This is a genomic window from Streptomyces ziwulingensis (assembly GCF_039542605.1).
GTDB lineage: Bacteria > Actinomycetota > Actinomycetes > Streptomycetales > Streptomycetaceae > Streptomyces > Streptomyces ziwulingensis.
This window is the reverse complement of the sequence record NZ_BAABIG010000007.1, coordinates 18,482-40,049: the sequence shown is the minus strand read 5'-3', so window position 1 is coordinate 40,049 and position 21,568 is coordinate 18,482. Positions and strand designations below refer to the sequence as shown.

Annotated in this window: 19 protein-coding genes; 7 read left to right on the top strand and 12 right to left on the bottom strand. The window is 72.9% G+C overall.

Translation table 11 applies throughout. The annotated features are described in order from the left end of the window. Positions 1-269: 269 nt before the first annotated feature. Positions 270-2,813: an ATP-dependent Clp protease ATP-binding subunit gene (locus tag ABEB00_RS03085; RefSeq protein WP_345617261.1), complete on the top strand. Its 2,544-nt coding sequence runs from the start codon at positions 270-272 to the stop codon at positions 2,811-2,813. On the opposite strand, the gene ggt is transcribed toward ABEB00_RS03085, so the two are convergent. Further along, positions 2,814-4,613, bottom strand: coding sequence for a gamma-glutamyltransferase (ggt, locus tag ABEB00_RS03080; protein ID WP_345617260.1), 1,800 nt, complete (start codon positions 4,611-4,613; stop codon positions 2,814-2,816). It lies immediately after the preceding gene. Between the two features lie 107 nt (positions 4,614-4,720). Between ggt and ABEB00_RS03075 the strand changes: the two genes are divergently transcribed. Further along, on the top strand, positions 4,721-5,488 hold the full coding sequence (locus ABEB00_RS03075) for a hypothetical protein (RefSeq protein ID WP_345617259.1): 768 nt from the start codon (positions 4,721-4,723) through the stop codon (positions 5,486-5,488). A gap of 253 nt (positions 5,489-5,741) precedes the next feature. Here ABEB00_RS03075 and ABEB00_RS03070 read toward each other — a convergent pair whose 3' ends face one another. Further along, positions 5,742-6,149, bottom strand: a complete 408-nt coding sequence (locus tag ABEB00_RS03070) for a DUF6278 family protein (protein ID WP_345617258.1) — start codon at positions 6,147-6,149, stop codon at positions 5,742-5,744. Positions 6,150-6,382: 233 nt separating this feature from the next. Between ABEB00_RS03070 and ABEB00_RS03065 the strand changes: the two genes are divergently transcribed. Beyond that, positions 6,383-8,236 (top strand): SGNH/GDSL hydrolase family protein, encoded by a 1,854-nt coding sequence (locus ABEB00_RS03065; protein ID WP_345617257.1) that lies wholly within the window; start codon positions 6,383-6,385, stop codon positions 8,234-8,236. 37 nt (positions 8,237-8,273) lie between these two features. On the opposite strand, the gene ABEB00_RS03060 is transcribed toward ABEB00_RS03065, so the two are convergent. The 3 genes from ABEB00_RS03060 to pcaDC all read right to left on the bottom strand — a co-directional run bounded on the left by ABEB00_RS03060 (position 8,274) and on the right by pcaDC (position 11,138). Continuing rightward, positions 8,274-9,074 (bottom strand): exodeoxyribonuclease III, encoded by an 801-nt coding sequence (locus ABEB00_RS03060; protein ID WP_345617256.1) that lies wholly within the window; start codon positions 9,072-9,074, stop codon positions 8,274-8,276. A gap of 97 nt (positions 9,075-9,171) precedes the next feature. Continuing rightward, positions 9,172-9,807: an MBL fold metallo-hydrolase gene (locus tag ABEB00_RS03055; RefSeq protein ID WP_345617254.1), complete on the bottom strand. Its 636-nt coding sequence runs from the start codon at positions 9,805-9,807 to the stop codon at positions 9,172-9,174. Between the two features lie 38 nt (positions 9,808-9,845). Beyond that, complete coding sequence (gene pcaDC, locus ABEB00_RS03050) at positions 9,846-11,138, bottom strand: bifunctional 3-oxoadipate enol-lactonase/4-carboxymuconolactone decarboxylase PcaDC (protein ID WP_345617253.1); 1,293 nt, start codon at positions 11,136-11,138, stop codon at positions 9,846-9,848. Positions 11,139-11,858: 720 nt separating this feature from the next. Here pcaDC and ABEB00_RS03045 point away from each other — a divergent pair. Further along, the gene (locus tag ABEB00_RS03045) at positions 11,859-12,596 is read left to right on the top strand and encodes a translation initiation factor IF-2 (protein WP_345617252.1); all 738 of its coding nucleotides are present in this window, start codon (positions 11,859-11,861) and stop codon (positions 12,594-12,596) included. A gap of 327 nt (positions 12,597-12,923) precedes the next feature. Here ABEB00_RS03045 and ABEB00_RS03040 read toward each other — a convergent pair whose 3' ends face one another. Beyond that, on the bottom strand, positions 12,924-13,079 hold the full coding sequence (locus tag ABEB00_RS03040; RefSeq protein WP_010059700.1) for a hypothetical protein: 156 nt from the start codon (positions 13,077-13,079) through the stop codon (positions 12,924-12,926). 802 nt (positions 13,080-13,881) lie between these two features. Between ABEB00_RS03040 and ABEB00_RS03035 the strand changes: the two genes are divergently transcribed. Together ABEB00_RS03035 and ABEB00_RS03030 are read left to right on the top strand one after the other, a co-directional pair. Then, complete coding sequence (locus tag ABEB00_RS03035) at positions 13,882-15,075, top strand: acyltransferase family protein (RefSeq protein ID WP_345617251.1); 1,194 nt, start codon at positions 13,882-13,884, stop codon at positions 15,073-15,075. A 97-nt stretch (positions 15,076-15,172) separates the two neighbouring features. After that, positions 15,173-15,691 (top strand): YceI family protein, encoded by a 519-nt coding sequence (locus ABEB00_RS03030; RefSeq protein WP_345617250.1) that lies wholly within the window; start codon positions 15,173-15,175, stop codon positions 15,689-15,691. A 285-nt stretch (positions 15,692-15,976) separates the two neighbouring features. On the opposite strand, the gene ABEB00_RS03025 is transcribed toward ABEB00_RS03030, so the two are convergent. Next, positions 15,977-16,612, bottom strand: coding sequence for an NAD(P)-dependent oxidoreductase (locus tag ABEB00_RS03025; RefSeq protein ID WP_345617249.1), 636 nt, complete (start codon positions 16,610-16,612; stop codon positions 15,977-15,979). Positions 16,613-16,665: 53 nt separating this feature from the next. Beyond that, the gene (locus tag ABEB00_RS03020) at positions 16,666-17,508 is read right to left on the bottom strand and encodes an inositol monophosphatase family protein (protein WP_345617247.1); all 843 of its coding nucleotides are present in this window, start codon (positions 17,506-17,508) and stop codon (positions 16,666-16,668) included. Positions 17,509-17,626: 118 nt separating this feature from the next. Between ABEB00_RS03020 and ABEB00_RS03015 the strand changes: the two genes are divergently transcribed. After that, the gene (locus tag ABEB00_RS03015; protein ID WP_345617245.1) at positions 17,627-18,643 is read left to right on the top strand and encodes a LysR family transcriptional regulator; all 1,017 of its coding nucleotides are present in this window, start codon (positions 17,627-17,629) and stop codon (positions 18,641-18,643) included. 103 nt (positions 18,644-18,746) lie between these two features. On the opposite strand, the gene ABEB00_RS03010 is transcribed toward ABEB00_RS03015, so the two are convergent. The 4 genes from ABEB00_RS03010 to ABEB00_RS02995 all read right to left on the bottom strand — a co-directional run bounded on the left by ABEB00_RS03010 (position 18,747) and on the right by ABEB00_RS02995 (position 21,397). Then, positions 18,747-19,145, bottom strand: a complete 399-nt coding sequence (locus ABEB00_RS03010) for a DUF3618 domain-containing protein (protein ID WP_345617244.1) — start codon at positions 19,143-19,145, stop codon at positions 18,747-18,749. Continuing rightward, positions 19,142-19,579 carry a phage holin family protein gene (locus ABEB00_RS03005; RefSeq protein ID WP_345617243.1) on the bottom strand — a complete coding sequence of 146 codons (438 nt, stop codon included), beginning with the start codon at positions 19,577-19,579 and terminating at the stop codon, positions 19,142-19,144. The genes ABEB00_RS03010 and ABEB00_RS03005 overlap by 4 nt, the downstream gene beginning before the upstream one ends. A gap of 85 nt (positions 19,580-19,664) precedes the next feature. Beyond that, complete coding sequence (locus ABEB00_RS03000; protein ID WP_345617242.1) at positions 19,665-20,246, bottom strand: phosphatase PAP2 family protein; 582 nt, start codon at positions 20,244-20,246, stop codon at positions 19,665-19,667. Between the two features lie 98 nt (positions 20,247-20,344). Continuing rightward, positions 20,345-21,397, bottom strand: a complete 1,053-nt coding sequence (locus ABEB00_RS02995; protein ID WP_345617241.1) for a YihY/virulence factor BrkB family protein — start codon at positions 21,395-21,397, stop codon at positions 20,345-20,347. Positions 21,398-21,568 lie beyond the last annotated feature (171 nt).

The window sequence follows — 21,568 nt, the reverse complement described above, 5'->3', positions numbered from 1 at the left end:
CGGTAGAGAGAAGAACGTAAGGCCCTTCGGCGGGCTTGCCAAGACCATCGTCGTGACGTCCCGCCGACGATCGTGTTTCCACTCCTGTGGGTGACCGGGGTGTCCCGCCCGGAGGTGCCCCCTCCCCTTCCTCGTGCGAGGGTGTTCTACGAACGCGCTCCCAGGGGTGTGACCGGCTCCCGCGCGGGTCACCCGACTCCGGCACGTCGATCAGCGAGGGCGTCCCGGGTCCTCCCCAGTTCTCGGCCGGGACGTCGGATGGGAAGGCCATGACCAGCGGCTTCACCGGACCGGAGGGCTACGACCCCTTCGGAGAGTTCCTCGCCCGCTTCTTCGGCGGACCGCGCCCCGGTCCCCGCCAGATCGACATCGGACGGCTGCTGAGCCAGCCCGCCCGCGAGCTGGTGCGCGGCGCCGCCCAGTACGCCGCCGAACACGGCAGCCGGGACCTGGACACCGAGCACCTGCTGCGCGCCGCGCTCGCCACCGAGCCGACCCGGGGCCTGCTCAGCCGGGCCGGCGCCGACCCCGACGTGCTGGCCTCGCAGATCGACGAGCGGACCGGCCCCGCCCAGCACAGCCCCGGCGAGGCCCCGCCGCCCACCTCGCTCTCCCTGACCCCGGCGGTCAAACGCGCCCTGTTGGACGCGCACGGGCTGGCCAGGGCCTCCGGCACCGGATACATCGGCCCCGAGCACGTGCTCAGCGCGCTGGCGGCCAACCCCGACTCGGCGGCCGGGCACATCCTGAACGCCGCCCGCCTCGCCCCCTCCGGCCTGTCGCCGGAGGCCCCGGAGACCGACCGGTCCCGGGTGGACGGGCAGCGGGCCGGCGGCGACACCCCGACCCTGGACAAGTACAGCCGCGACCTCACCGACCTGGCCGGGCAGGGCCGGATCGACCCGGTGATCGGCCGGGAGGACGAGATCGAGCAGACCGTCGAGGTGCTCTCCCGCCGGGGCAAGAACAACCCGGTGCTGATCGGTGACGCGGGCGTCGGCAAGACCGCCGTCGTGGAGGGGCTGGCGCAGCGCATCACCGACGGCGACGTGCCGGACGTGCTGGCCGGCCGCCGGGTGGTCGCGCTGGACCTGACCGGCGTGGTGGCGGGCACCCGCTACCGGGGCGACTTCGAGGAGCGGCTGAACACGATCGTCGGCGAGATCCGCGCCCACTCCGACCAGCTCATCGTCTTCATCGACGAACTGCACACGGTCGTCGGCGCGGGCGGTGGCGGCGAGGGCGGCGGGATGGACGCCGGGAACATCCTCAAGCCCGCCCTGGCCCGCGGCGAGCTGCACATCGTGGGCGCCACCACCCTGGCGGAGTACCGCCGGATCGAGAAGGACGCGGCCCTGGCCCGCCGCTTCCAGCCGATCCTGGTGCCGGAGCCCACCGCCGCCGACGCCATCGAGATCCTGCGCGGGCTGCGCGACCGCTACGAGGCCCACCACCAGGTCCGCTACACCGACGAGGCGCTGGTGGCGGCCGTGGAGCTGTCCGACCGCTACCTCACCGACCGGCGGCTGCCGGACAAGGCCATCGACCTGATCGACCAGGCCGGCGCCCGGGTACGGCTGCGGGCCCGCACCAAGGGCACGGAGGTGCGGGCCATGGAGCACGAGGTCGAGCAACTGGTCCGGGACAAGGACCAGGCCGTCGCCGACGAACAGTACGAGCAGGCCATGCGGCTGCGGGACCGGATCGGCGAGCTGAAGCGGCGGATCACCGAGGCGGCCGGGGGCGGCGAGGCCGACGAGGGCATGAAACTGGTGGTCGGCACGGAGTCCATCGCCGAGGTGGTGTCCCGGCAGACCGGCATCCCGGTCGCCAGCCTCACCCAGGAGGAGAAGGAGCGCCTGCTCGGCCTGGAGCGGCACCTGCACGAGCGGGTGGTCGGCCAGGACGAGGCCGTACGGGTGGTCTCCGACGCGGTGCTGCGCTCCCGCGCGGGGCTGGCCAGCCCCGACCGGCCGATCGGCTCCTTCCTGTTCCTCGGTCCCACCGGCGTCGGCAAGACCGAACTGGCGCGGGCGCTGTCCGAGGCGCTGTTCGGCAGCGAGGACCGGATGGTCCGCCTCGACATGAGCGAGTACCAGGAGCGGCACACGGTCAGCCGCCTGGTCGGCGCCCCGCCCGGTTACGTCGGCCACGAGGAGGCCGGCCAGCTCACCGAGGTGGTGCGCCGCCACCCGTACTCGCTGCTGCTCCTGGACGAGGTGGAGAAGGCGCACCCGGACGTCTTCAACATCCTCCTCCAGGTGCTGGACGACGGACGGCTGACCGACGCGCAGGGGCGCACGGTCGACTTCACCAACACGGTCGTGGTGATGACCAGCAACCTGGGCTCCGACGTGATCACCCGGCGCGGCGCCGGTATCGGCTTCGGCGCGGGCGGTTCCGAGGCCGACGAGGAGGCCCGGCGCGAGCAGGTGCTGCGCCCGCTGCGCGAGCACTTCCGGCCGGAGTTCCTCAACCGCATCGACGAGATCGTCGTCTTCCGCCAGCTCAGCGGCGAGCAGTTGCGGCAGATCACCAGCCTGCTCCTGGAGCAGACCCGCCGCATGGTGCGGGCCCAGGACATGACGGTGGACTTCACCGACGCGGCCGTGGACTGGCTGGCCGCCCGCGGCTACCAGCCCGAGTACGGTGCCCGTCCGCTGCGCCGCACCATCCAGCGCGAGGTCGACAACCAGCTCTCCCGGCTGCTCCTCGACGGGCGGCTCCCGGCGGGCGGCCGGGTGACGGTCGACGTCGAGGACGGGCGCCTGGCGTTCCGTACGCCGGTGCCGCCCGCCCCCGGTCCGTCCTGATCAGCGGGAGGGGCGTACCACCATGGCCGAGCCGCCGCCGCGCCGTGTCTTCTCCGCGGCGGCGAGCCACCGGCCGTCGGGCAGCCGCTGGACGCCGGTGGCCGCGCCGATCTCCGGATTGGCCTTGAAGGAGTGCCCGAGGGCCTCCAGTCGGGCGCGCAGCGCGCTGTCGTAGAGGCCGGGTTCGGCCTCCGTCTGCGCGGCGTTGCGCTGGCTGGCGCGCGGCGCGGCGATCGCGTCGACGAGCGGCAGGCCGCGGTCGAGGAAGCCGGTCAGGGTCTGCAGGACGGTGGTGATGATGGTGGCGCCGCCGGGCGAGCCCACCGCCACCACCGGCTTGTCGTGCTTGTCCAGGACGATGGTCGGCGCGATCGAGGACCGCGGCCGCTTGCCGGGGCCGGGCAGGTTCGGGTCGTGGACCGCCGGGTTGGCCGGGGCGAAGGAGAAGTCGGTCAGCTCGTTGTTGAGCAGGAAACCGCGGTCCGGCACGGTGATGCCGCTGCCGCCGGTCTGCTCGATGGTGAGCGTGTAGGCGACGACGTTCCCCCACTTGTCGGCGGTCGTCAGATGGGTGGTGTTCTCCCCCTCGTACGTCGTCGGCGCCGCCGTGCCACCGGCGGCGCAGGCGGCGGGGTGGCGGGGGTCGCCGGGGGCCAGCGGGCTGGTGAGCGCCGCGTCGTCGCTGATCAGGCAGGCGCGGGAGTCGGCGTACCGCTGGGAGAGCAGTCCCTGGGTGGGGACGTCCTCGAAGGCGGGGTCGCCGACCCAGCGGCCGCGGTCGGCGAAGGCGATGCGGCTGGCCTCGATGAAGCGGTGCAGGTAGCGGGCCTTGCTCGCGTTCGACAGGTCGGTCCGCTCCAGGATGTTGAGCGCCTCGCCGACCGTGGTGCCGCCGGAGGAGGAGGGCGCGATGGAGTAGACGTCCAGGCCGCGGTAGCCGGTCCTGGTGGGTGCCTGGAGCTTGGCGCGGTAGGCGGCCAGGTCCTTCGCGGTCAGGTCGCCGGGGCGGGCGGTCCAGCCGGAGGCGGGGTCGACGGGCGGCTCGTTGACGGTGGCGAGGACGTCCTCGCCGAGGTCGCCGCGGTAGAGCGCGTCGACTCCCTCGCGGCCCAGCTCGCGGTAGGTGCGGGCGAGGTCGGGGTTCTTGAAGGTGGAGCCGACGACCGGGAGTTCTCCGCCGGGGAGGAACAGCTCGGCGGTGTCCGGGAAGTAGCGGAAGCGGGTCTCGTTGGCAGCGGTCTGGGAGCGGAAGGTGTCATCGACGGTGAAGCCGTCGCGGGCCAGGCGCTCGGCCGGGGCCAGGACGGCGGAGAGCTTGCGGCTGCCCCACTTGTCGAGGGCCTTCGCCCAGGTGGCGGGGGTGCCGGGGGTGCCTACGGCGAGGCCGCTGCTGACCGCGTCGGCGAACGCGAGCGGCTTGCCGTTCTCCGTGAACAGGTTCTCGTCGGCGGTCAGCGGCGCGGTCTCCCGGCCGTCGATCGTGCGTACCGTACGGGACTTGGCGTCGTAGTGGACGAAGTAGCCGCCGCCGCCGACGCCGGCCGAGTAGGGCTCGGTGACGCCGAGCGCGGCGGCGGTGGCGACGGCCGCGTCGACGGCGTTGCCGCCCTTCCTCAGCACCTCGATGCCGGCGGCCGAGGCGTCCGCGTCGACGCTCGCGACGGCGCCTCCGTAGCCGGCGGCGACCGGGGTCTTCGCCGGTGGCCCGCCCGGTGCGGCGGGCGGCGCGGCCGCTCCCACCGACACGACGGCGGCCGAGACCGCCAGGACCGTCAGTTTGCGTGTGACAGGACGCCGCATCCGTACCTCCGCTGAAATGACCGTCCGGTCACCCTAGTTCATCGCATTCACCCCGTCAGGAAGCTCCGGCACGCACATGTCTTCGACGCCCGCTAGCATGCGCGCCCATGAGTGACGACGTGCGCAACATCGTTCTGGGCGTGATCGCCGCCGGTCTCAGCGCCGCGCTGGGCTGGATCGCCCGTACGTATCTGTGGCGGCGCAGGCTCCGCCGCAAGCAGGCGTTCTTCGGGCTGCCGGCGAACTCCGAGTCACTGCTCGTCGTCAACCGGGACTCGGCCACCGCCGAACCGGCCGTCCACCGCATCGACGTGTTCGCGCTGCTGGAGCTGTCGGCGCTGATCAAGGACTGCGGCGCGCATGTGCAGGTGGTGCTCCAGGACGGGGTCCACCAGGGTTTCGGCGAGCGCACCGAATTCTGCCTGGGGGGTCCGGCGTCGAACCGGCGGATGACGGCGCACATGGCGGCGATGCTGCCCGGTGTGCGGGTCAACGTGGACCCGGCGCCGGGTCCGGACCGGGCCGCCTTCCAGGTCGGCTCCGAGCGGTACCGCATGGACCCGGGGGTCACGGAGTACGTGCTGCTGGCCCGGCTCACCGCCGGTGACAGCCGCGAGATGCGTCCGGCGTTCCTCTTCTGCGGCCAGCGGGCCGTCGCCAACCAGGCCGCCACCCGCTATCTGGCCCGCCACCACGAGCGGCTGGCCCGCAGGCACGGCGACACCACGTTCGTGCTGCTGCTGAAGGTGGTCAACTCCCAGGCGTACGGCCCGGACGTGGTGGAGGTCGTCGGGGACGTGACCCGCGCGGCGACGAGTCCGCTGCCCGCGCCGGCACCGGCGGCCTCGCCGCGCAACTCGCACCGGGCCTCCTGAGACGCGGTGTCCGACCCGCCTGGCGCAAGCTGACCTTCTCCCGCGGGAGTGATCTGCGGCCGGCGCCGGGCGGGTTCTGGTGCGGCGGACGGGTGGGACACGGGTCGGCGGACCGGCCGGGCCGGCCCTTCTTCTCACCCGGTGTCCTGGTTGCCGCAACGTAGTCGGAGGAAGTGGCCTCTCCCAGGCGACACGCACTTTTCGGGCATTAGCCGTATTTACGGCGATTGTTGGACATGGGGCGGCTCGGGGCTCAGTCCTCCGCGACCTCGGCGTACGACTGCGACAGCTCCGGCACGCCGCTCGCGGCCCACTCCTGGCCGGCGGCGACCACGTCGACCTCGCGCCCGGAGCCGAGCCGCACGACCGGCTCTCCGCCCTCGGTGAACGACCAGGCGGCCTCCGGCACGGTACGCACGAGCACGGTGCCGAGGTACAGCCCGGCGTCGTTGCCCAGCCAGGGCAGGATCTCCTCGTCGTCCCGCCAGCGCGGCACCACCTGGTCCAGTTCCTCCAGCGAGCCCGGGGAGTCGTCGAGCCGGACGCCCTCCCGGTCGGCCAGGGAGCGGAGCAGTTCGCACTCGGCGAGCAGGCCGGCGATGCCCTCCGGGTCGTACGCCCCGAAGTGTGCGCGCCGCTTGCCCAGGAAGGGGATGTTCATACCTCCAGCCTTTCATTCGAGCGCCCCGCGCACCACAGGCACGCCGGTGATCGCTGCCGGCGGACCGCACGGCCCGCCCCCGCACGGCGTGTTGACGCCTCGCCCAAGCCTTCCCGGCCGCACGGCGCGTTCCGCACGGCGCGTTCCGCCCGGCGCCTGTCGGACAGGCCCTAGGGTTTGCCGGACAGGCCCTGTGCCTGGCGACGCGTTGCACGCCGAAGGGGGAAACCGCTGTGCGCCGAGGGGTTGGAAGTGCCGCGGTCGTACTGGCCCTGCTGGCCGCCCTGTCACCGGGCGCCGCCCCGGCGTCCGGCGCCGCTCCGGACTCCGGCGCAGCCCCTGCCTCCGGCGCAGCCCCTGCCTCCGCCGCCGCCGCCGTCGACGGGCGGGGCGCGGCCGTGCTGCCGTTGGAGCGGTACTTCGACAACTCGGCGGTGAGCGAGGACTCCCGGCCGGAGGCGGCGGACTTCGACGGCACGGGTGCCTCCCTGTCCGCCGCGGACCTCGCCGCCGCGGGCTGGACACCGGGCGTCGCGCTGAGCGTCCAGGGAGCCCGGCTGACCTGGCCCGCGCGGGCCCCGGGCGAGCCGGACAACGTGCGGGCCGACGGGCAGGAGGTCGGCGTCACGGGAAGCGGTGACGCGCTCGCGTTCCTGGTGGCGGGCACCGGCGGCGACGCGGGCGGGGCGGGCGAGGTGACGTACGCGGACGGCGGCCGCTCCGGTTACCTCCTCACCGCCCCCGACTGGCGCACCGGCCCGCTCGCGACGAAGGCGGTGGCCCTGCCGCACGTCAACACCCCCGGCGGGCGGATCGCCGGGCCGGCCCGGCTGTACGTGGTGACCGTGCCGCTCGCGGCGGACCGCGAGGTGGCCTCGGTGCGGCTGCCGCGCGCGACCGGCCTGCATGTGTTCGCCCTGGCGGTGCGGGACGCGGGGCGAGGCGCGGGAGAGGGCTGGACGGGCACCTGGGCGGCGTCCACCTCCGGCCACCCCGCGGTGGGTCCGTGGACGGACCGGACGCTGCGGCTGGTGGTGCGCGCCTCGGCGGGCGGGCCCCGGGTGCGGATGCGGTTCGACAACACCTTCGCGGCCGCGCCGGTACGGCTCGGCGGCGCGAGCGTGGCGGTGCGGGCGGCGGGCGCCGAGGCCCGGGGAGCGCCGGTGCCGCTGTCCTTCGGCGGCGGGCCGGGCGTGCTGATCCCGGCGGGAGCGCAGGCGTACAGCGACCCGCTGGCCTTCGAGGTGCCCGCCGGGGCCGAGCTGCTGGTCAGCTTCCATCTGCCGGACACGGTGGCGGCGGCGCCCGTGCACCGGCTCGCACTGCGGCGGTCGTACCTGAGCGAGCCGGGCGACCACACGGCGGACGGCTCCGCCGCGGCCTACACCGCCACCCTCACCGCCTGGCCGCTGCTGACCGGCGTGGACGTCGGCGGCGGGCCGGGGTCGGTGGTGCTCCTCGGGGACTCGATCACCGACGGGGACGGGTCCACGCCGGACACCGACCGGCGCTGGCCCGACGTACTGGCGGCGCGGCTGCGGGAGCAGCGGGTGGTGCCGGCGTACGGGGTGCTCAACCACGGCGTCGCGGGCAACCAGGTGGTCGGCGACCGCTACCCCGGCGACGGGGTCTCCGCGAACCAGGGCGGGGTGAGCGCCCTGAACCGCTTCGACCGCGATGTGGCCGCCCAGACCTCGGTGCGCACGGCCGTCGTCTTCGAGGGGGTGAACGACCTGCTGGCGGGGACGGACGCGGGACGCGTGACCGAGGGGCTGCGCCTGCTCGCCGAGCGGGCGCGCGCCCGGGGGCTGCGGGTGCTGGTGGCGACGCTCCTGCCGTGCGGCGGCCGGGCGGAGTGCACGCCGGCCGTGGCGGCCGAGCGGGCCGAGGTGAACGCCTGGATCCGCGAGGCCGGCGGGCCGGGCGGCGTCTTCGACGCCGTGCTGGACTTCGACGCCGTGGTGCGGGACCCGGCGGACCCGGCGCGCATGCGGCCCGCCTACGACAGCGGCGACCACCTGCACCCCGGGGACGCGGGCCTGGCGGCGCTCGCCGACTCGGTCGACCTGCGGCTGCTCGCCGGGTGAGACCGGGAGGGGCGGCGCCGTCCGGTGACCGTGACGGTCACCGTGGCCGTGCCTGCGGCTGGACGTCGAGGTCGACGACGACCGGGGCGTGGTCGGAGGCGCCCTTGCCCTTGCGCTCCTCGCGGTCCACGTAGGAGTCGCAGACCGCCTTCGCGAACGGCTCGTTGCCGTAGACCAGGTCGATCCGCATGCCGCGGTTCTTGGGGAAGCCGAGCTGGCGGTAGTCCCAGTAGGTGAACGGGTGGTCGTACTTCAGGGGGCGCGGCACCACGTCGGAGAGGCCGGTCCCGCGCAGCGAGGCGAGGGCGGCGCGCTCGGCAGGGGTGACGTGGGTGGCGCCCTCGAAGGCGGCGCGGTCGAAGACGTCGTCGTCGGTCGGTGCCACGTTGTAATCGCCCATGACCGCGAACGGGCGGCTGCCGGCGGCGTCGCCGGCGACGGCCGCGCGCAGGGCCTCGAACCACTGGAGCTTGTAGGTGTAGTGCGGGTGGTCCACCTCGCGGCCGTTGGGCACGTACACCGACCAGACGCGGACCGGACCGCAGGTGGCGGAGACCGCGCGGGGCTCCTGGACTCCGTCGTAGCCCGGGTCGCCGGGCAGGCCCCTGACCACGTCGTCCAGGCCGACCCGGGAGAGCACCGCCACGCCGTTCCACCGGCCGGTGGCGTGGACGGCGGCCTCGTAGCCAGCCTCGCGCAGCGCCTCGAACGGGAACTGCTCCTCGGCGACCTTGGCCTCCTGGAGGCACAGGACGTCGGTGCCGCTGCTCTCCAGCCAGGCCAGCAGCCGGGGGAGGCGGGCGGTGATCGAGTTCACGTTCCAGGTCGCGATGCGCATGCCTCACAACTTACCGGGCGGCACTGACAACGCCGCCCGGCGCCGGGGCCGCTCCCGGCGGCGGGCCTGAGCCGCTCTCAGCCGCTCTCAGCGGCTCTCACAGGCGCGCGGAGTCTCCGGGGGCGAGCCGCAGGTGCTCCGAGCCGCCCAGTTCGCCGATCTGGGAGTCGTAGACCGGGCGGGCGAGGTCGGTGAGGAGGGCGTCGTGGATGTCGTAGGCGCGCTGCGGGCGGACCTCGCGGACGTAGTCGATGACCTCGGAGATCTTGCTCCAGGGGGCCATCACGGGGAGCATCAGCGTGTCGACCGGGTGGTCGGGCACGGTGAGGGCGTCGCCGGGGTGGAAGACCCGGCCGCCGTCGACGAGGTAGCCGACGTTGGTGATCCGCGGGATGTCCGGGTGGATGACCGCGTGCAGCTCGCCGTGGACCTGGACGTCGAAGCCGGCGGCGGTGAAGGTGTCGCCGTGGCCGACGGTGTGCACACGGCCCGGGAAGACGGCGGAGAGCTGCTCCGCGACCGCGGCCAGGGTCCAGAGCCCGGCGGCCGGGTTCGCCTCCAGGGCGGCCCGCAGCCTCCGCTCGTCGAAGTGGTCCGGGTGCTCGTGGGTGACGAGCAGGGCGTCCGCGCCGAGGGCGGCGTCCTCCTCGCTGAACGCTCCGGGATCGATGACCAGCGTCCGCCCGTCCTTCTCGAGGCGGACGCAGGAGTGGGACTTCTTGGTGAACCTCATGTCTCCATCCTGCCGCGCCGGCCGCCGCCCGGTCCGGGTCACTCCGCGGGCGTCGTCTCCTCCCGGACGACCTGCTGCGCGATCCGGAACGCGCGGTTCGCCGCCGGGACGCCGCAGTAGACGGCCGTCTGCAGCAGGACTTCCTTGATCTCCTGCGGGGTGAGGCCGTTGCGCAGGGCGGCCCGCAGGTGGGAGGCGAGTTCGTCCAGGTGGCCGCCGGCGACCAGGGCGGAGAGGGTGACGCAGCTTCGGGTACGGCGGTCCAGGCCGGGCCGGTTCCAGACCTCGCCCCAGGCGTACCGGGTGAGGAGTTCCTGGAAGTCGCCGGAGAAGTCGTCGGCCTCGGCCAGCACCCGGTCGACGTGCGCGTCCCCGAGCACCTCGCGCCGCGCCTTGAGCCCCGTCTCGTACGGGTCGGGCCGCCCCTGCGCCTGCGGGGGCACGGCGGCCGGGGCGATCGCGGCGACCGGCACGGTGGGCGGCGTCGCGGAGAGCACCGGCTTGGCGGGGGCGACGGGCAGGGCGATCTGGCCGGTGGCGTCGAGCGCGGGCTGCCAGGCGGTGGTGAAGTGCCGTACGAGGAGGTCGGTGACGGCGGCGGGCTGCTCGACCGGCACCAGGTGCGAGGCGCCCGGAACCACCGCGAGCCGGGCGTCGGGGATGCCGGCGACCAGGGTACGGGCCTCGGCGGGGCCGGTGACCTGGTCCTCCGAGCCGACCAGGACCAGGGTGGGCACGCCGACCCGGCCCAGTTCGGACCGTACGTCGAACGAGGCGAGCGCCTCGCAGGCGGCGATGTAGCAGCCGGGGTCGGTGGTGCGGACCATCTGCACGGCCCACTCCGTGATGGCGGGCTGGGCGGCGGCGAACCCGCCGGTGAACCACCGGTCCGGAGCGGAGCGCGCGATCGGGTCCAGCCCGTTGGTCCGGACGATCACGCCGCGCTGGCGGAACTCGTCGGCCGTGCCGAAGCGCGGCGAGGCGGCGATCAGCGCGAGGGAGGCGAGGCGCTCGGGGTGACGCAGCGCCAGTTCGACGCCGACCGCGCCGCCGAGCGCGCAGCCCGCGTAACCGAAACGGTGCACGCCGAGACCGTCGAGGGTGGCGAGCAGCCGCGCGGTGACGTCGGCGACGGACACCGCCGGGTGGGCGGGGGCGCCGCCGTGCCCGGGCAGGTCGAACCGGAAGACACGCCACTGCTGCGCAAGCTCCGGGACCTGGCGATCCCACATGTGCCAGGTGGTCCCGAGGGATGGTCCCAGGATCAGGACGGGTAGGTGTTCTGGCCCGTCGAAGCGGTATTGCAGCGTTTCGGTCTTGCCTTCGCTCACCGGATCACACCTTCGTCTGTCACGATCTGTCACACGCTCCTCGCCGGACCTCCCCATGCCTCCGCTGCTGGAAGCAGGTCCGCCACGTCCGGCTTCACGTACCACCTCTTCGTCGTCTTCACGTTCGGGTGCCCGGCCCCCATGGCGAGCGGGTGATCCGGCACACCGTTGTCGGCGAGGTACGTGAGGCAAGACGCCCGAGCATCGTACAGACGGACCCTGCGGAGGCCGTTCGCGTCCATGATCCCGTAGGCCCGCGCCCGGAGCCGCCGACCGTTCCACGCAGTTCCGGTTTCGATCCGAGCACCTACCCGCCACCCCCGTACCCCGCACCCGTGCCGACGCACCGGGCGGCATCTCGTCCGTTTGCGGCGGTCGGATTCCTCGCGGATCCGGTTTCGGTGGCGGCGACGGCCGCGGGCGCGGGAGGCGAGAGTCGCGGCGGTGTCCCGTTCGCCGCAGGCCGCGTGAATGCGGGACGCTCGCGGTCAGCACTCCGGCGGAGCCGCGCACGCTCGTGGCGGGCCGGGCAGCGCGGGCCTCGTCGACAGCGGTCCGGCCGGTGCGCGGGAAGGAGGGGGTGCACAGCCCTTGGGCGGCGGATCGCCGCACTCGCCGCCGGCACCGGCGGCTTCGTCGGACCACCCGAGTACGATCACCCGCACCCGTCCGAGTACGTGAGCGGCTGCTCGCCGCGCGCGGCGCCGGAAAGGTGGAGCCATGCGCCGACTGCTGCTGCTCGCCCCACTGTTGCTGGTCACCGCCGGCTGCGGGGTGGTGCAGTCCTCCGAGGGCGAGGCGACGGACGTCGCACGGGAGGTGGCCACGAGGGCGGGCAAGCAGCTGCACGGTCAGCGCCCCCGCACGGCGGAGGAGGTCGCACGCTCCGCCACGGGCATCGACGGTGTGGAAGTACTGCGAGTGACGGGTACTTCCACACACGACGGAGACGGCGTCGACCTGATCGTCCGCACGTCCGGCTCGGCGTACAACGAATGGTTCGACCTCGAGAAGGTCGTCGTCCGGCGCTGCTTCGCCCTGCGGGTGTCACCGACGTCCCGGTGGGGTGCGGCTCCTCACGGCGTGGACTGCCCGGATGGCCCTGCGCTGTCCTTCGCGCCGCCACCCGAACCACCCCGGCTGCCTTACGAGGAACTCCGCGCGGCACTTCCCCGGGCACCGGCGGGCGGCCGGGTGGACGAGACCGAGGTGCGCCGTACGCTCGCCGCCCTTGACCTGGATCCGGCGATCCGTACCGAGGTGAAGGCGGACGGGGGCCGGGTCGGTATTCTCCTGTCGGTCACAGGCAACAACCATTCCGACCCGCAGGACTGCCTCCTCGCCCGCGTGGAACCGGGCACCACCGACGTGTGGATGCCGCCCCGGATCCAGCGGATGCCCGGAGAGGGCGGCTGCACGGTCGACAACGCCCTGGACCCGCTGCCGCCACCGCACTGAGCGCACGGTGCGACATCAGCGCGACCGATCTCACGACGAGGCCGCACCGGAGTGTTCCGGTGCGGCCTCGTCGTCTGGTGGCTCCGCGACGAGGACTCCAGGAGCCCTCGCCATGCACTGCTACCAGACCTTGGTGAACCAGCGTGGGAAGCCGGCGCGCCAGCCCCGCCCACGTGGGTCCCGTCTGTCCTCGTGACCGGGCTCTCACCTCGTCCCCGCCTCAAGTGGTCCAGAAGCTCCTCGCGGTGTGGATTCTCCGACGCGGAGGGAGCCATGGACAGTCACTCATCGCAGCGACTTGGTGAGGCGCCCTGAGGCGCCGTGATTCTAGAAGAAATGCTTGCGTCCACCGACCGCGCGACCGGTCGCACCCAGGATCCACAGGATGGCGCCCACCAGAATGAGGATGCCGCCGATCGTCGTCAGCAGACCCATGCCGACAAGCAGGCCGATGATCAGCAGAATAAGACCAAGGATGATCATTTAAAAACTCCATCGTCAATTCCGACTCAGCCGCGCGTGCGTTAAAGCTTCGCAACGGCCCGAGTTTGGCTCTTGGTGGTAGATCCCGACCAGCTCCGCATGCCAGGATCTCGGTGCGATAGCCCATGTGCCCGGCGACACGGCGTTCATGCACCCCCTCGAAAATTCGTTCCCGAAGCGGCTGCCGAACCGGGCCGAGGCCGCCCGTATCCCCGGCCGCCTCGCGTCCGGCCGGCTACCGCGGGCTGTTCGATCTGGTCCCGCTCAAGGACATCGCGTTACCAGGCGGACTCGGAAAGTCACCGACGAATGGGGGGGCAAGCCCGCGCCCCGCTCAACGCGGAGCACCGCCGTTCGGGGTCGGGCACACCCTTCACCCCCCGCCTCGGCGAGCAGGACACCTCCCTACTGATCCGATGGCGAAGTCCCGGCACCCCTTGAGGAAGCACAGCCCGGTCGCCGCACCCGGTGACGGTCACGGTGGACGGCGTGCCGTACCTCGTCCGCCGGCGGCTGGCCAAGGCTTACGAGCGGTCCGCTCCGTCCGGATGGCCGACCCCGGCGTGACCCACGCCCGTCCCCTCGCGGCGCCTTCCCGTCACCGTCCGGTCGGGACCGGCCTCTGACCTGCAATTTCGAGAATCCCGGCTGCCGGGCGGCCTGCTCTGCGGGCAGACGACGCCACCTGTGAAACGCGCTCCAATGGGCGCCCACTTCCCGGTCGATGGGCGCGCGGGGATCACGATGCCTGTGCCCGTGGCGCATGCCGCGGGGCCGCCACAGCGGAAGGACTCCCCACGTCATGGCCGCTTCCGTCCCCAGCGAACTGCGGGCCGTCCGCCCGGCCCGCGCCGACTCCCCGACCGGGCGCACCGCGCTGCCGTCCCTCACCGGCGCACGCTTCCTCGCCGCGCTGCTCGTCTTCCTCTACCACTCCACCCTGCTCAGCAACCCGATCGCCCCCGCTGGCGCCCTGACCTTCGTGGGCGACCCGGGGCAGGCCGAGGACCTGGCATGGTTCTTCGGCTCGTGCGGCTACCTCGGGGTGTCGTTCTTCTTCGTACTGAGCGGCTTCGTCCTCACCTGGTCGCACCGCCCCGAGGACACCGCGCCCCACATCTGGCGCCGCCGGCTGCTGAAGATCTTCCCCAACCACCTCGTGACCTGGGCACTGGCCATGGTCCTGTTCGCCGGCGCCGCCACGCCCGTCGCGTCCTGGCTGCCCAACCTGTTCCTGGTGCACTCCTTCCTGTCCGATCCGGGGACCTTCAGCGGGGTCAACCCGCCCGCTTGGTCGCTCTGCTGCGAACTCCTCTTCTACCTGCTGTTCCCGCTGCTGATCCGGCCGGTGCGACGCATCCCCGAACGGCTGCTGTGGGCGGTGGCGGGCGCCGCACTCGTGGGCATCGTTGTCATGGACCTCGTCAGCACGTATCTGCTGGCGGACACTCCCCGGGTGCCCCAGCTCCCGCTGTCCTTGCCGCAGATGTGGTTCAGCTACGCCTTCCCGCCGCCGCGGCTGTTCGAGTTCGTGTTCGGCATGGTGCTCGCCCGGCTGGTCATGAGCGGTCGGGTACCCCGCCTCCACCCCCTCGTGGTCGTCGCGCTCGGCGTCGCAGGGTACGCCGCGGCCCTGGTCCTGCCCGCCCCGTTCAACTTCAACCTGGCCGCCGTCGTCCCCATCGCGGCCGTCATCTGCTCCCTGGCCGCCGCCGATCTCGCGGGCCGCCGCACCCTGTTCGCCGGCCGCCCCGCCGTCTGGCTCGGGGAGATCTCCTTCGCCTTCTACCTGGTCCAGGGCATCACGCTCTTCTACGTCCGCGACCGTTTCCTGACCGGCCGTCATGACCTGCCGACAGCCGTGCTCCTGGAGGCGGCCGTGCTCCTGCTCACCCTCGCCGCGGCCTACGTCCTGCACCGCGCGGTCGAGCAGCCGGTGACGCGCCGCTTCGGTGGCCGGCGCCCCCCGCCGGCCACCGCCGGAAGAAACGGGTGAGTACCCGGTCCGGCGTCGGGGGCTGGTGTCCCCGTTGCGGCTGCGAGAGGCTGGTCCGGCACGGGGTTGGTCTTCAGCAGACGGAGGTTACGAGCACATGGCAGCGTCAGAGAACCAGCCCACGCCGGCGGCAGGCGCGTACGAGATCGATCCGGCGGCCTCCACGGTCCGGTTCGACACCCGCGCCATGTTCGGGCTGCTCCCGGTCCGCGGCACCTTCGCCATCAGGCAGGGCCGGATCACTGTGGCCGAGCCGGCGGAGGCATCGTCCGTGCAGGTCGTGATGGAGGCGGCGAGCTTCGAGTCGGGCATCGAGAAGCGGGACCGCCATGTGCGGTCCGCCGACTTCCTGGACGTGGCGCGGCATCCCGAGATCGGCTTCCGGAGTCTGCGCCTGGACCGCTCCGGCGCCGAGACCGTCCTGCACGGCGAGTTGACCGTGCGTGGGGTGACTCAGCCGGTCGCCGTCACTCTCGGACCGGTCGTCCAGGAGGGCGAGCGGCTGACCGCGAGCGGCACCACCACGATCGACAGGTACGCCTTCGGGCTCACCGGTGCCAAGGGCATGACGGGGCGGCACCTCAAGATCGCTCTGGACGTCGTCGCGCACCGCTGACCGGTCGCGGCGCGCGGGTGGCCCTGTGCGCTCGCGGCCGCCGGGTTCCCCCTGTCGAGCCGTTTTCCGTCCGCTTTCCTTGTGGCGAAGCCGCACTGGGTGAGGGCGCGCCCGGCCACCTCCGCCTCGGACAGGCCCAAGCTCAAGGAGCACCTCTTCAGGGAAGTCGCGGTGGCCGGTGACGGTCCTCGTCCGGTGGTGGGGGCCGCGTGGCCACCTGGTCGAGAACGTCGGCCGGACCCTGTCCCGAGGGAACGGTTCCTCATGCCTCTCCGAGCCCGGAGTTCACTCGCAGGAGTGAGCGGTCCCGAACAGGGCGATGGTGTCCGCGTCGGTGAAGTGCGGGGATTCGGCTTCCGCGACCATGAGGGCGGCGATCCCCGCGCGCGGTGCCATGGGCGGGATCCTCCGGGGCTTGAATCCCCTGGCGGGAACCAGCCGGCCGTCGCCCTGGTGGGGTCTGTTGGTCAGCGGCCCGGCGTGGACGGTGGTGCCGCCCGCGTCGCGGACAGCGCGTCCGGCGATTCCCTTGGCCTCCCACTCGTGGCGCAGGACGCGTCTGAGGAGCGCGCCGTTGACCGCGCCGAGGGCCCCTTCGGTGGCGCCCATGCCCAGGGAGGTGAGCCAGATGACGCGGGGCGCGGCCGAGGCGATCTGGCGGGCGCCCTCGACGAGGATCGCGGGGTCCTGCTTCTTGGTGATGCCCAGTGCGCTCACCACGACATCGGCGCCCTCGACGGCGGCCAGGACACTGCCGGGGTCGGTCACGTCGGCCCGGACCGCACGCAGTTTTCCGGAGGCCGGTGCCTCGACCAGTTCCGGTCGGCGGGCCAGGGCCAAGACGTCGTGCCCGCGCTCCAGGGCGCGTGCGATCACCAGGCGGCCGGTCTGCCCGGTGGAACCGAGTACGGCGATCTCCACGGTGGTCTCCAGTCGTGGTAGCGGGTGAGGGGGAAAGGTGTGGGGGGTGGGGGTCAGGCGTGGTCGGTGAGGACATCGACGACCTGGGCGTGGAGACCGGGAGCGGAGGCCAGGAAATCGGCGCTGGCCAGGGTCCACGGTTCACCCCGGGTGTCGGTGACCGTGCCACCGGCCTCGGAGACCAGCAGCGCGCCCGGCAGGAGGCCCGAACGCACGTCGGAGAACTGCCAGAAGGCGTCCATGCCGCCGGAGGCGACGTGGACGAGCTGCATCGTGGCCGGCACCGAGACCCGTACGACCAGTGCGTTGAGCAGCATGGCGGTCACCGTGGCGCCCATGCGGCGCAGGGCCGCCTCCTCCTCACCGGGCTTGGCCTGGCCGGTGCCGACCAGGGCCGCCCTCAGCTCGGTCTTGGCGGAGGAGCGCAGCGGCGTGCCGTTGAGAAGCGCCCCCCGGCCCCTGAGGGCGGTGTAGGTGTCGCCGGTCAGCGGCAGGTGGACCACGGTCAGCACCGGGACGTTGTCGCACACCAGTGTGGCGGTCACCGCCCACTCCCCCATGCCGTGAATGTGGTTGATGTTGCCCTCGGCGGTGTCCACCACCCACCACTCGCCCTCCGGCAGCAGGCCGCCGGCCAGTTCGTCCGCCGCCCACCGGGACCCGGGACGGGCGTCGAGCAGTGGCTGTTCGACGATCGCCTGGATCGCGTCGTCGTTGGCGTGGATGGCGCGGACGATCTCCTCCAGGTCTCCGGGGCGGGCGGCCACGTCGTAGCGCGCCCGCAGATGCTCACCGGCGGTCCGCACGGCGGCCACGGCCCGCTTCAGGACCGCTTCGAGGGCGACGGTCCCGGTGGCGTCGGTGAGGTCGGTACGGGGGTGGGAGAGGGCGTTCATGAGCGCTCCTGGCGTCGGAAGGAAGGGAGTTCGCGGCCACTTCGGCCGTTCGCTTTCGACGTTAGAACCAGGCATGATTAACTTCAAATGCAATCTAGTTACGACTGGATTTACCCGCATGCAACTGGATTTGAATCTGCTCCTCGCCCTGGACGCCCTGCTGGAGGAGGGCAGCGTGACGGACGCCGCCGCGCGCCTGCATGTCTCCGCCCCCGCGATGAGCCGCACGCTGGGCCGTATCCGCCGGGCCACCGGGGACCAGATCCTGGTGCGCACCGGCCGGACCATGACCCCGACGCCCCGGGCGCTCGCGCTGCGCGCGCGTGTGCACGACCTGGTCGAGCAGGCCCGGTCCGTCCTCTCCCCCGACGCGGCGGTCGATCCGGCGGCACTGGAGCGGACGTTCGTCCTGAAATGGCACGACGCGCTGGCCGCGGCGGCCGGCCCCGCCCTGCTGCGGTCCGTGCGCGCCGCGGCGCCCGGGGTGCGGCTGCGCTTCCTGGGCGAGGCCAGTACGGACACCCATGACCCGCGTCGCGGTGACGTCGACCTCGAAGCCGGATCGAGCGAACCCGCCTCGCCCGAGTTCCGCCACGAGACCGTGGGGCACGACCGGCTCGTACTCGCCGTGCGCCCCGCCCACCCCCTGTGCCGTGCTCCGCTCACCTTGGCCGGGTACACGGCCGCCGAGCACCTCACGGTCTCCCGCCGGGGACGGCTGCGGGACCCCGTAGACGACGCGCTGGAGGCTCAGGGCATGTGTCGGCAGGTGGTGGCCGCCGCCGCCACCCATGCCACGGCCCTACGGTTCGTCCGCGAACACGATCTCGTCGTGGCGGTCCCCGAACTCATCAGCCGTCCGCTCCTGGACGACCTGGGCCTGCGCACTCTGCCCCTGCCCCTGGCCATGCCCGCCATCCCCGTCCATCTCGCCTGGCACCAGCGTTACGACAACGACCCGGCCCACGTCTGGCTGCGCGGACAGGCCCGGTCGGCGCTGCACGACGCGTGCGGCGCCCCGGACGTCCGTCGGGGCCGGCCCACCGGGCTCGGCGAGGCCGCTCTGGTAGGCGATGACGACGTTGCCGCGGGCGGGGGAGACGGCGGCGCCGAGGCGGCGGTGTCGCCGCCGTGACAAAGAGCGGCCGCGTCGACCGAGCCGGCCGGATCAGCCGATGTGGCCGACGCGGTCGATCCAGCCGACGCGGCCGCTACCGGCCGGCCCATGGCCCCTCGTTCTACTTCCCCTTCTTGCGGCGCAGCAGAAGGCAGACGACGACGAGGGCCGCTCCTCCGGCGATCAGCTTGGCACTGTTGTCGCGCAGCGGGCGGGGCGCCTGATCGTGCCACAACTGCTGAGCCTGCTCGGCCTTGGCCTTGACCGGGTCGGGCAGCTTCTCCTGTACGAGGTGAGCGGCCTCGGCCGCCTTGGCCTTCACCTGTTCCGTCAGCTCGGCGGCCTTCGCGGCGGTCTGTTCCTTGACCTGGGCGGCCGTCTCCTGGGCCCGGGCCTTGACGTCCGCCTTGTCGGCCAGGGCCTCGACCGTCTCCCCCAGCTCGTGGCGGGTCCGCTCGACCTGTTCGCGCAGTTCCTCGGGGCTGGCGGCGGTGGGTTCGTCGTGGGGCGGCTGGGTCATCGCTTGGCACTCTCCTTGATCTCGGCCACGTCGGCCTTCACACTGTCGATGGTCTTCTCCGGGGTCGGCGGGGCGGCCCGGCCGACCTCCTTCTTGCCGGTCAGCGCCAGCACCGCGGTGACCACGCCGAGGACGGCGGTCACGATCAGGGCCGCGGCCCAGACCGGCAGCGGCACGGCCAGCGCGGCGATCGCGGTGGCGATCAGCGCCTGAAGGGTGAAGAACCCGGCGAGACCCGCCCCGCCGAAGAGACCGCCACCCTTGCCGTAGCGCTTGCCCTTCTCCTTCATCTCCGCCTGGGCCAGGCGCATCTCCCCCCGCACCAGCTCCGTGAGCTGCTGCGACGCGCGCTGCACCAGCTCCCCCACCGGCTCCCCACCCGGGGCCGAGTGCTCGGTGTGGCTGCCGGAGACAGGACGGCTCGCGTCGGCCATGATCATCACCTTCCTGCTGTAGTGACGGCCCGGGTCCCCCCATCGGGGGCGGGCACCCTCTTCCCCGCACGGAAATACAGACCCTTCACAAGATCACCTTTCGCAGCAGGCGCGGCAGCCGGTGCACGGCCCAGGCCGCCGCCGTCCCGATCCCGGCCCCGACGGCGACATCGCTGGGGTAGTGGGCGCCCGAATGCACCCGCTGCACGGCGACCGCCAGGGCCGGGGCCGCGCAGACCACGCCGGCCGCCGGCCACACCGCCGCCACGGCGCCGGTGAAGCCGAACGCGGCGGCGGTGTGCCCGGACGGGAACGAGGAAGAGTCGGGGCGGTCGTGGACGTCGTCGTGGGGTATCCACTCCGCGGGCGGGCGGCGCCGCTGCCACAGCGGCTTGCCCCCCGCGTTCGAGGCCACCTCGGCCAGGGCCATCGAGGCCAGCCCGGACAGCGCGGCCCGCCTGCCGCGCGCCCCGCCGCACAGGGCGAGGACGCCGGCGGCGCCCCACCACAGCTTGGTCCGCTCGGCCGCTTCGTCGATGACGGGCATGGACCGCCGTATCCACCCGGTCTCCCAGCCCGCCACCCACTGCACCGGCCTGCGCTCCACCCGGCGCGCTTCCGCTTCCACGTTCATGAACAGGAAGGTCACCCGCAGACGCGGAATCATGCCTCCCACTCAGCCCTGACTCGCTCCGACTCCCCCCGGCCGCCGTCGAACGCCCTCGGGACAAGCGGCCGCCCGCCCTCCCGTGCCGCGTCGCGCGGTCACCTCCCCGCGTCGCGGCGGTCCTGGTCGTCCCAGGTACTGGTGTCGCGCGGCGGTACATAGGGTTCCTCGCGCGGATGCATGCCTCCGGCCACGGCACGCTGTCGGGCCAGCTCCGCGTCGAACTCCAGTCCCAGCAGGATCGCGATGTTGCTGATCCACAGCCACACCAGGAAGACGATCACGCCGGCCAGGGTGCCGTACGTCTTGTTGTACGAGGCGAAGTTCGCCACGTAGAACGCGAACGCGGCCGAGGCGATCAGCCAGATCACCAGGGCCAGCACGCTGCCCGGAGTGATCCACCTGAAGCCGCGTCCCTTCACGTTCGGCGTCGCCCAGAACAGGATCGCGATCATGATGATGACCAGGATCACCAGGACCGGCCACTTCGCGAGGGACCACACCGTCAGTGCCGTGTCACCGATCCCCAGCCAGGACCCCGCCTCCCGGGCGAGTCCACCGGTGAAGACCACGATCAGCGCGCTGGCCACCGCCAGCACCAGCAGGACGACCGTGACGCCGAGCCGGACCGGGAGGAGCTTCCACACCGGCCGGCCTTCCGGCATGTCGTAGACGGCGTTGGCGGTCCGGATGAAGGCGGCGACGTAGCCGGAGGCGGACCAGAGCGCCAGCACGATGCCGACGACGGCCATCACGGACCCGATGCCGCCGCCGCCCTGCAACTGCTGCACCGCGTCGCTGATGATGTCCCTGGCCGAGCCGGGCGCCAGCTTCTTCACGTTGTCCAGGACCTGGTCCGTCGTCGACTTCCCCGCGATGCCCAGCAGGGAGACCAGTACCAGCAGCGCGGGGAACAGCGCCAGCACCCCGTAGTAGGTCAGCGCCGCCGCCCGGTCCGTCAGCTCGTCGTCCTTGAACTCCTTCACCGTGCCCTTGAACACCGCGCCCCACGACCGCTTCCCCAGCTTCGCCGGGTTGTCCGGCGCGCGCCGCTCCACCTCGGGGCTCGGGCCCGCCTCCGTCGCCGACGTCTTCTCGCGGTCGTCGGGCGGCTGCGGCCTGTCGTCGTCAGCTCCAGATGTTCTCGCCATACGAACCGGAGTAACCACCTCCGGCGCTCACAAGCGTGTCCACGCCCGGATGGAGGAGGGGGCCGATCCGGGGCTCACCGGTCCCCTGTTCACCGGTGCCAGGTCACCGGGCCGCCGCTGAAGGCGTCGAGGAGCAGGCGGTCGCCGATCGGCCTGTCCAGTTCAGGTCCG